At 61.1% G+C, this 9517-nt stretch carries 7 protein-coding genes; 3 read left to right on the top strand and 4 right to left on the bottom strand.

Translation table 11 applies throughout. The features are described from left to right. The first annotated feature begins 606 nt into the window (after nucleotides 1-606). Nucleotides 607-900, top strand: a complete 294-nt coding sequence (locus C482_RS05860; RefSeq protein WP_006166587.1) for a GYD domain-containing protein — start codon at nucleotides 607-609, stop codon at nucleotides 898-900. Between the two features lie 183 nt (nucleotides 901-1083). After that, nucleotides 1084-1440, top strand: coding sequence for a hypothetical protein (locus C482_RS05855; protein WP_006166586.1), 357 nt, complete (start codon nucleotides 1084-1086; stop codon nucleotides 1438-1440). A gap of 60 nt (nucleotides 1441-1500) precedes the next feature. On the opposite strand, the gene C482_RS05850 is transcribed toward C482_RS05855, so the two are convergent. Both C482_RS05850 and C482_RS05845 read right to left on the bottom strand, forming a co-directional pair. After that, nucleotides 1501-2643 (bottom strand): M20 family metallopeptidase, encoded by a 1143-nt coding sequence (locus tag C482_RS05850; protein WP_049896516.1) that lies wholly within the window; start codon nucleotides 2641-2643, stop codon nucleotides 1501-1503. 153 nt (nucleotides 2644-2796) lie between these two features. Then, a complete protein-coding gene (locus C482_RS05845; protein ID WP_006166584.1) occupies nucleotides 2797-4521 on the bottom strand; it encodes a globin-coupled sensor protein in 1725 nt (574 codons plus the stop codon). Between the two features lie 405 nt (nucleotides 4522-4926). Here C482_RS05845 and C482_RS05840 point away from each other — a divergent pair, with 405 nt between their 5' ends. Next, nucleotides 4927-6816: a PINc/VapC family ATPase gene (locus C482_RS05840; RefSeq protein ID WP_006166583.1), complete on the top strand. Its 1890-nt coding sequence runs from the start codon at nucleotides 4927-4929 to the stop codon at nucleotides 6814-6816. A gap of 206 nt (nucleotides 6817-7022) precedes the next feature. Here C482_RS05840 and C482_RS05835 read toward each other — a convergent pair whose 3' ends face one another. Both C482_RS05835 and C482_RS05830 read right to left on the bottom strand, forming a co-directional pair. Beyond that, complete coding sequence (locus tag C482_RS05835; RefSeq protein ID WP_006166582.1) at nucleotides 7023-8393, bottom strand: outer membrane protein assembly factor BamB family protein; 1371 nt, start codon at nucleotides 8391-8393, stop codon at nucleotides 7023-7025. Next, nucleotides 8390-9481, bottom strand: a complete 1092-nt coding sequence (locus C482_RS05830; protein ID WP_152421977.1) for a M48 family metalloprotease — start codon at nucleotides 9479-9481, stop codon at nucleotides 8390-8392. Before C482_RS05830 ends, C482_RS05835 begins: the two co-directional genes overlap by 4 nt. Nucleotides 9482-9517 lie beyond the last annotated feature (36 nt).

Genomic DNA, 9517 nt, shown 5'->3' with positions numbered 1-9517 from the left:
TGTTTGCGTGGAATATCCAGTCGTGCCACCGCCGGAGGAGAGCGTCATCGTGCGACGGCGCGTATCCCCGCCGTGAACGGCGAGGCTTTGCGCCTGCTCAACCTGTAACACCGCGAAGACACACATCAGCGGCTACGTGCAAATCACTCCGATGAGAATCGGAGCACGGCGTTCGGACCGACAGTAGCCAAACCCGGTTGTCAACTATTTTGTTGTGGTTCCGACTGACAGTTTGCGCTTCGCTCGACTGCCCCACCAACGGATGGGTGCTCGCTATGGCAGTGACTCATACTGTTGGACAGAAGTCAGTGAGCAGTTGATCGCGAATTCGTGGCGTTCACCGAGAGGGAACGCCACAGTTCTTCGACTGACCTTTGAATCGTTCTGTCCGATAGTATCAGGTGGCTCTGTTGAAACCCTCAGAACGTGACAGGATTGTCGTGCTGAATACAGGGCGCAGATCTATCACAGAGAGACTATCTGTTCGAATGGCACCCCATGACAAAAGTTAACACACTACCGTGCGAATCTATACGGGCGTTCTTTGTACTGAGAGGAGGGCGGTGACGTGGGTGTCGTATAGAACGCGCGAGGAGAGACAAGCCAATGCCAACGTACATTCACCTCACGAGTTATACCGGAGAAGGCGTCCAGAACATCACTGATAGTCCTGATCGACTCGACGACGCCAAGGACCTGGCTGCCTCCTTGGATGGCGAATTCAAGGAGTTCTTTCTCACGTTCGGAGAGTACGATATCGTTGCGATCACAGAATTTCCGGACGATGAGACAGCAGCGCAATTCGCCCTTGGTGTTGCCAGTGAAGGGGCCGTCACAACCGAGACGCTCAAAGCGTTCACCGAGGACGAATACCGCGACGTGATCACCGGCCTGCCGTAAAGAGTACCACAGTCGCTGAACTGGCTTCTACGATATCTCTTTTATCCGTGCTGACGTGAGGGATATATCCTCTATATTCAGCACGATGCTCAGAACATATCACCAGCGGAGGGTTTCAACAGAGCCTATCAGGTGGAAAGTGCAAGCCAGGGACTATTCGCCCACGCTGACGGTTTTATGCCCATGGTCGTCGCATCAGCCGTCGTCTTCGTCGTCAGCCTGCTCATCGGTGCACTGGGAATCTACATTGGCGCGCGGATCATCGTCGGCGAGCGCAGTTTCGATCACGCGATCGTCACTGCCCTGTTCGGCGCGATAATATGGGCAGTCGTCGGCTATCTGGTCGGCTGGATCCCGCTCTTCGGACCCCTCCTCGCATTGCTCGCGTACATCGCGGTGATCAACGTCCGGTATCCCGCCGACTGGACTGCCGCCGCGATGATCGGTCTGGTCGCGTGGGTCACCGTCCTGATCGTCCTCTACGCCCTCGCGGCGATCGGGATCACCGGCTTCGAGGCAGTTGGCGTACCGGGCGTCTAACAGCCGGTTGCGACACGTTTGCTGGCTGTGAACCTTCACTGATGGTCATCTGCTCAGCCGTTACTGCAGCCACGTCTCCGCAACCCCACGGTACGTCTCATAACAGCGCTCGAGTACCTCGATCGAAACGCTCTCGGTGTCGGTGTGTGCCTCACCGGGCTCTGCCGCCCCGTAGATCACACACTCCGTTCCCGCCTCCGAGAGCCACCCCGCGTCCGTCGCGTGCGGCTTCGTCACGAGTTCCGGTGAACCAGACTGCACGTCATCAGCAACCGACTGCACCGTCCCCGCGAAGGACATATCGTCACACCGCATCGGCGGGAGGTCCTGCTCCACGGTCCACTCTACACCGACGAGTTCCTCGAGCCGCCCGAGAGCCGCGCGTTCACCCGGCACCGTCCGCTCGTCCACCGTAATTGCACAGCGGTCAGGGATCACGTTCATCGCCGACCCACCCTCGATCTCGGTGACCGCGATGGTGCCCTCGAGTACCTCCCCAGCCACGTCGACCGCAGGGAACTCGAGTGCCCGGACGCGAGCGACGGCGTCGGTCGCGCGGTAGATGGCGTTCTCGCCGGCGGCGAGCTCGCTGGCGTGGGCGGCGCTGCCGTGTGCCGTAATCGTGCTGCCGCGCCGGCCCTTGTGGGCGACGGCGACATCGGTTACGTCGGGGCCGGAGTAGTTGGTCGATCCCTCACCGACGATGGCGCATTCGGGGGCAAAACCCTCGTTGATGGCGTGGCGCGCGCCGGTACCGCCGACTTCCTCGCCGACGAAACTCGCGAAGACGAGTTCGCCGGGGGTATCTGTCTCCTCGGGCTGTGAGGAGGGCGAGCTACTCGAGTCGGGCGCGTGAATCTCGCTGTCGCGGAACGCGAGCATGGCCGCTGCGACGGCCCCTTTCATGTCGGCTGTGCCGCGGCCGTAGAGGCGTCCGTTTCGCTCCTCGACGTGGGAGGAGCCGTCGGCCTCGAGCTGGGTATCGTCCGGTGCGACGACATCGTGGTGACCGACGAGGGCGAGCGTGTCGCCGTCTGCTGTGCTCCCCTTGCGTGCGATCACATTCCCGACCGCGTCTCGCTCGATGTCTGCATCCGTCTCGCGGCGGAGCCACGACTCGATGAACTCGCCTGCCTCGGCCTCACCTTCATCGGTGTGGCTGGGAATCGAGACGAGTTCACGAGTCAGCGTCGCAACTGTCATGGGCAGGCTGTCGACGCCCGAGGTGTTCAGTCCACCGGACGCCGCAGATTGAACGCAGCAGAGCGCATACAGGTGATGCAACCGAAACAAAATCAGTTCGACGACTGCCTCAAGCAATCCACCGGATCGTGCTCAAATCGCCATGAACAGTGCTCAAACAGGCCGGTCCGGCTGGTTGGCGTCGATCCCTGTTTCAACCTCATCAGTGAGCTGATCGACCGAATCTCGAACAGCCCGGAGGCTTGCGGTCTGTTCCTCACTCGCCGCCGCAACCGACGCAGCCGAGCTCGCGACATCGTCAGCTGACTCAGAGAGGTCGGAAAGCGTCTGTGCTGTCGATTCGACGCCGTCGACCTGTTGATCAGCGGCTGCTGCAACCTTGTCCATCCGCGCGGTCGTCGTCTGTGCTGACTCGTGGATCTCCTCGAGTGAGTCGATCGTCCGACGGACGCGGTCCGTACCGGTCTCGACGCGTTCGACTGTCTCGTCGGCGGTCGCAACTGCTGCTGCGGTGTCCTCGCGGATAGCCTCCGCGGCGCGGGCAATGTCGGCGAGATCGGCCTTTGTCTGTTGGGCGAACGTTCGGACCTCGCTGGCAATGATGTCCATGGTTTCACTACCGTTTCTGGTGCCAGCACCAGCACCACTCTCGCCCATCGCTCGAGAGGATTCGATTTTCGCGTTCGTGGCCAGGACCGACGTTCGCTGAGTCAAGTCGTCAAGACGGTCGACGATATCGTCGATCTCCTCGATTCGATCTGCGAGTGCGTCAATGTCCGTCACGACACGATCGGTCGCGTCCTCAATTGCACCGAGCTCGTCCAGCGCGTCGTCAGCCGCGTCGACACCGTCGGCGGCGAGACGCTCCGTCCGGGCGCTCTCTGTGCGGGCCTCGTCGGCTGCGTGTGCGATTTCGTCAGCCGCGTCGCTGACATCGTTGATTTCCTGGGCAGCGCTAGTGATGTGGGTTGCCTGTGTCTCGGTCTGGTCGCTGATTGACTCAGCCCGCTTTGCTACCGTTTCACCAGCGGTATGAAGGTCAGCAAGCGGTGCCTGGACATCAGACTCAACCTCGCGAGCGAGAGCAGCCCGTCGCTCAATCTCGTCTTCGAGCCGCTGTGCGTCGGCGTCGACGTACGTGTCGACCGCAATTTGCATATCGAGGTTGAGCAGCCGCAACAGCGAGAGCACGTCCAGCATGCCGTCGTCGATCGCGTCGCGAACGGTCGTTTCGAACGACTCCTCGAGTACGGTTCGAGCAGCGTCATCGCCAGTATCGCCTGACTCGGCTCCCGTCTTCGTGTCCGCGTCGCGACGACCGAATCCCAGCGCACTCACGAACCGACCGAGTCCGTCGGTCGAGTCCTCGGCTTCGGCCTCGCGTTCGTCCACCCACTCTATGATTGCATCCACAACCTGTTGCTGGACGCGCTCGTTCAATCGCGAGAGCAGCAACTCGTAGTAGACACCGTACTGTCCCACGTAGTGGTGCAGCGGCATGTCGAGCAGCTCGTGGAGCTTGCCGATCCGGGCGCGATTCGCGAAAAAGTCCTGGTCGTACGAACCGGTCGCCAGCGAAACCAGATACGCCTGCTGAGTCTGTTTGAGCGCGTCAGTCCTCTTTGGCGATCTGCCGACAATTTCCTGTGTTCGGTCGTACTGCAGGACATTATCATAGAAGTCATCGGCAATCGCTTCTCGATTGTCACGCAACAGCGGCTCGAGATCCGCGAGTCGCCGCTCGTCGGCCGAATCGAAGCCAATAAATTCTTTTCGCCAGGCGAGTTCGCCGTCGTCAAGTCCGATTCGATCGACGAGGTCGTCGACGTCGAACGTGCCATTGAGTCCGCCGTTTCCGAACGTCTCCTCCGGTTGCATTGGTTGGGAGTCGATCGGGGGCGGATCATTGAAATTTCCGTGACTGTTCTCGGTGAATAAGAATGGGGTGTCGACCGTCACGTATAGCCAAGCAGTCAGTGAGCGATACACCAGTGCAATATAGTAACAACTGAAACTGTTTACACGCCAATCGCACGATAACTGTGCAATTGGGTGTGCACTGACTTTCAGTGGCTACTATATAGTAACAACTGCAACTATTTACACACTGATCGCACAGCCGTCGTGCGATCAGGTGCGCATTGACTTGCAGTGACTACTATAGGCAACCGGGCAGTGCAATGGACACCCAGCCAGCACAGTGGACCGAGCAACCAACGAACCAGATCCAACCCCGTGCTGTCCGGTGAACACCCTTATAGGCGTACGTGAATCAGTTCACGTATGAACGTCGTGCCGGACACGAGCGTGGTCATCGACGGCCGCGTTTCGGCGACGATTGACGATGGGCAGTTCGAGGGAGCGACGATCTCGGTACCCGAAGCGGTCGTCGCAGAACTCGAGGCGCAGGCCAACGACGGCATCGAGACCGGCTGGGACGGCCTGGAAGAACTCCAGCGTCTCGCAGATCTCGCCGACGAGGGCGCGATCAAACTCGAGTACGTCGGTGAGCGGCCGAACGCGATTGAGCGCGGGCACGCCTCCGAGGGTGAGATTGACGCGTTGATCCGCGACATCGCGGAGGATCTCGAGGCGACCTTCCTCACGAGTGATATCGTCCAGGCCGAGGTGGCCGAGGCGAAGGACCTTGATGTCGAACACGTTGCCCCGGTCACCCGCGAGGTCGACGTGGGGACGCTCACCGTCGAGACGTACTTCGACGAGGGGACGATGAGCGTCCACCTGAAGACGGACACCGTCCCGATGGCAAAGCGTGGCGAACTCGGCGAGATGCGTTACGAGGAAATCGCCGACGAGCCGTTGGACGAAGCGACGATGGACGAGTACGCCCGCGAAGTCATCGACGCCGCGAAGGAGTCCGCGGAGGGCTTCATCGAACTCTCGGAGCCGGGCATGAAAATCGTCCAGTTCCGAGACTACCGAATCGCAATCGGCCGCCCGCCGTTCGCAGACGGGATTGAGATCACCGCGGTTCGACCGATCGCCCAGACAGATATCGAGGACTACGAGAACGCCGAGGAGCTGAAAGACCGCCTTCTGGAGCGCCAGCGCGGCGTCCTCATCTCCGGTTCGCCTGGGGCAGGGAAGTCGACCTTCGCCCAGGCAGTCGCACGGTTCATCTCGAACCACGACTACGCGGTCAAGACGATGGAAAAGCCCCGTGACCTGCAGGTCGGTCCCGAGATCACCCAGTACACCGAACTCGGCGGCGAGATGGCGAAGACGGCCGACGCCCTGCTGATGGTTCGGCCCGACTACACCATCTACGACGAGGTGCGCAAGACCGATGACTTCGAGGTCTTCGCTGACATGCGCCTCGCCGGCGTCGGCATGATCGGTGTCGTGCACGCAACCCGTCCGATTGACGCGCTCCAGCGCCTTGTCGGCCGCGTCGAGCTCGGGATGATTCCGCAGGTCGTCGACACCGTCGTCTACATCGAGGCCGGAGAGGTCAACACCGTCTACGACGTGCGCACGGAGGTCAAGGTGCCCGCAGGTCTCACCGAGGAGGACCTCGCACGGCCGGTCATCCAGGTCACGAACTTCGAAACCGGAGAGCCGGAGTACGAAATCTACACCTTCAACCGCCAGGTCGTCACCGTCCCCCTCAAAGAGGAGGAAGGCGGTCCCGGCAGCGAATCCGGCGTCGACCGCATCGCAAAACAGGAGATCGAACGCGAGATTCGCTCCGTCGCCCGCGGCTACGTCGATGTCCAGTTGAAGGGCCAGAACACCGCTACCGTCTACGTCGAAGACGACGACATCTCGAGTGTCATCGGGAAAGGCGGCGGCCGGATCACGGACATCGAGAACCGACTCGGGATCGATATCGACGTGCGGACACACGACGAGAACCCGAACTACGGCGCAGGTGCGGGTGGTGCAAGCGCGAACGGCGGCGGTGGCAGTGGCGGCAGCGGCGGGCAGGCCGCAGGCCAGATGGTTACGCCCGAAATTACCTCCCGCCATATCGTCATCCCCGTCGACGGCAACCACGGCGAGACCGTGGAAGTCCAGGCCGGTGGCGACTACCTCTTCACCGCGACAGTGAGCCGCGGCGGCGAGATTCAGGTCTCGCGCGGCAGCGCGATCGCAGACGAGTTAGAGCAGGCGATCGATCGGAAGGATCCGGTATCGGTCGTGCCGTCGTAGTACTGCGAACAGAGTGAGCGGCTTTTTGGAGGAGATTTTTGCGCGAGGGTGAACGAAGTGAACCCGAGCGGAAAAAGGCCCATCGCGAAGGATCCGGTATCGGTCGTGCCGTCGTAATACCGCGAACAGAGTGAGCGGCTTTTTGGAGTCTTCATGAACGGAGTGAGTGAAGGGCCAGCGAGAGCGAATTTCTCGCAGGGAAGGGATCAAGAGACAAGCGTATATCGCCGCCCAGGTCCCTTGTAGAGTCCGTACAGTCCGTCGTCGGCAACCACTACCAGTCTATCGTCGGCGAGCAGCAGATCATCTCGACACGAAACGTCCTTGAGCGGTTGCACACCCCACCATGACTCGCCCTCGGTGGTGATGGCCACGAGCCCGCAGCCATCCATGGACGGTCCAGCTCCCCAGCTGTAGACGCCGTCTGCGTCTGCGACGAGCGTCCCACGGAACGCGTAGTCGTCGCGCTGCCAAGCGAGGTCACCAGATGCGGCGTCGACAGCCGTGAGCACGTCGCCAGCGCGACAGTACACCCGCGCCGTGTCGGAAGCGGAAGCAGAAACGGGGCGCAACGTCACCCCACCCATTCCGGCAGTCTCGGTGAGGGCTACCGTGAACTGCTGCTCGCCGTCCGGAGCGAGTTTCCGTACCTCTGGAACGTCCTCGTCGCTGCCGTCGAGGGCCACGATAGCGGCCTCTCCGATAGTGACAACATCCCTGAAACGCGGGTTGGAGACGCTGGATTGGACAGTGCCGTCCGAATCGAGGCTGACCAGTGCTGGGTCGTGACCTAGATCAGGGTTGCCAGCGATGAGCACCCAGAGGCTGTCTGTCGCGATGGCGATTGACCTGATCATGGAGTCAGTTTCTTCGTCAGTGGTACTGTTGGTGCTATTGTCGCCGATGTGACCCACGAGATCAGCGGCTGCACACTCGAATCGAAGATCACCGGTGTCGGTGTCGAAGCAGACGAGACTGTCTGAATACGTACCAGTGAGAAGCGATGAGTCGATCCCCGGCCGTGCGGCCCGAAGCGCGAGCTCCGGACCGTCCCAGGCCGTCTCCCAGTGTATTTGAGCGCCGGTTGATGATTGGGAACGACTACTACTACTGTTGCTGGTGCCGGAATCGGAGCCGATGTCCATACCAGTGCTTGATCCGTCTTCACCCCCATCCGTCTCGTACGCGATCGAAACAACGCGGTCGTCCTCCAACTGGAAGTACGCAAACCCATCAGAAACCGCTGGCTCCCCGACGTACTGCGCCGGGGTACTCCCGCTCCAGAGACGGTTTCCACTCGAGTCCCGAAGCGTGAGAGCTGCGTCGTCAACCTCGGCAAACCCGCTTTGGGTGAACGTGCGTCCGCTACGATTGCGAACGTGGGCGACATGTGATCCATCAGAGAACCAGCGGTCGTCTGTCGTCCTCATCGGACCAGGGACATTCGAACGGCCGGTCGCATGATGCCAATCGAACTCGCCGCCGCCGGGCTGATAGCCACAGCCGGCGACTGCGGTCGCCAACCCGGTTCCGACAGCAGTGAGCAGTCGTCTGCGCGTGAACTGACCAGACGTCATCCCAGATCACTCCCCGCACCCGCCGCAGCGGTCATCCCACTAGTCTCGCGTTCGAGTTCACGAAGCCGGTCGATTCGGGCCTCGGTCGGCGGATGCGTGTCGGGGAAGATGTCCGTGCTGATGAGTTCGTTCGAGCCGAACGCGCGGTCCTCGAGCGGCGCAAGATACAGCGCTTCCACACCCCCGTCGAGCTTTCGAAGATCTTCGTCGGGCTGGTCGGGCAGTTCTGAATCCAGTGTCTCGAGTGCACTCGCGAGGGCGGCCGGCGATCCAGTGATCGTGGCGGCGGCGCGGTCTGCGACGTACTCGCGTTCGCGCGAGAGAACGCGGTAAAACAGCACACTCGCGAGCCAGAACATCGCCGAGACGGTCAGCGTTACGACCGCACAGACAGTGATGACGACGATGGCGACGAGCAATGCACGACCGTCGCTGTCTCCGCCCGATCCGCCAGAGCTGAAGCCTGTGCCGAGCAGCCGATAGAAGCCATAGAGGACGTAGAACGCGACGAATGCGAGGTAATACGTGATCGTCGGCAACAGCCACGCAACGGTCATCAGATTGGCGTCGCGGTTCGAAATATGCGCGAGTTCGTGTGCGAGGACAGCCTCGAGTTCCTCGTCCGAGAGTATCTCGAGTAAGCCGGTAGTGACCACAACGTACTCCTCGTCTGCCCGCCCGACACCGGCGACCGCGAACGCGTTTGGTACGTCGCTGTCGATCACTGCGACACCAGGGTTTGCAACGTCGATCTGTGACGACAGGCGCGTCACCGTTGCGTGCAGAGACGGGTACGCATCGGCGTCGACTGGCCGTGCGTCGACCGACCGGAGGACAGCACTGGGACCGAACCAGTACTGGGCGAGGAGGCCACCCAGAACAACGATAGTCAGAAGAAACGGATCGACATAGAACTCACCGTGGAAGGGCCGTTCGTTCGCCCACTCAAGGAGCGCGATGCCGACGGTGTTCGCGAGAACCACAAATGTGTAGACGAACACGAACGGCAAGCAGACGACGAGCGCGAGGGCGACCACCATCCGGAGGCGAAAACTACGTCCGGGAATAGGTGTCTGCATCGACGACATTGACTCGGCATCAGGTGTGGAGCAGTATAGTTGTTA

It is taken from the genome of Natrialba chahannaoensis JCM 10990 (genome assembly GCF_000337135.1).
GTDB lineage: Archaea > Halobacteriota > Halobacteria > Halobacteriales > Natrialbaceae > Natrialba > Natrialba chahannaoensis.
The sequence above is the reverse complement of the archived record's forward strand: the minus strand, read 5'-3'. Positions and strand labels throughout refer to the sequence as shown.

Excerpts from the sequence above, each read along its gene's own strand:
- C482_RS05835 (WP_006166582.1), bottom strand. The coding sequence starts at position 8,393 with ATGACGTCTGGTCAGTTCACGCGCAGACGACTGCTCACTGCTGTCGGA.
- C482_RS05855 (WP_006166586.1), top strand. The coding sequence starts at position 1,084 with ATGGTCGTCGCATCAGCCGTCGTCTTCGTCGTCAGCCTGCTCATCGGT.
- C482_RS05850 (WP_049896516.1), bottom strand. The coding sequence starts at position 2,643 with ATGACAGTTGCGACGCTGACTCGTGAACTCGTCTCGATTCCCAGCCAC.
- C482_RS05845 (WP_006166584.1), bottom strand. The coding sequence starts at position 4,521 with ATGCAACCGGAGGAGACGTTCGGAAACGGCGGACTCAATGGCACGTTC.
- C482_RS05840 (WP_006166583.1), top strand. The coding sequence starts at position 4,927 with ATGAACGTCGTGCCGGACACGAGCGTGGTCATCGACGGCCGCGTTTCG.
- C482_RS05860 (WP_006166587.1), top strand. The coding sequence starts at position 607 with ATGCCAACGTACATTCACCTCACGAGTTATACCGGAGAAGGCGTCCAG.
- C482_RS05830 (WP_152421977.1), bottom strand. The coding sequence starts at position 9,481 with ATGTCGTCGATGCAGACACCTATTCCCGGACGTAGTTTTCGCCTCCGG.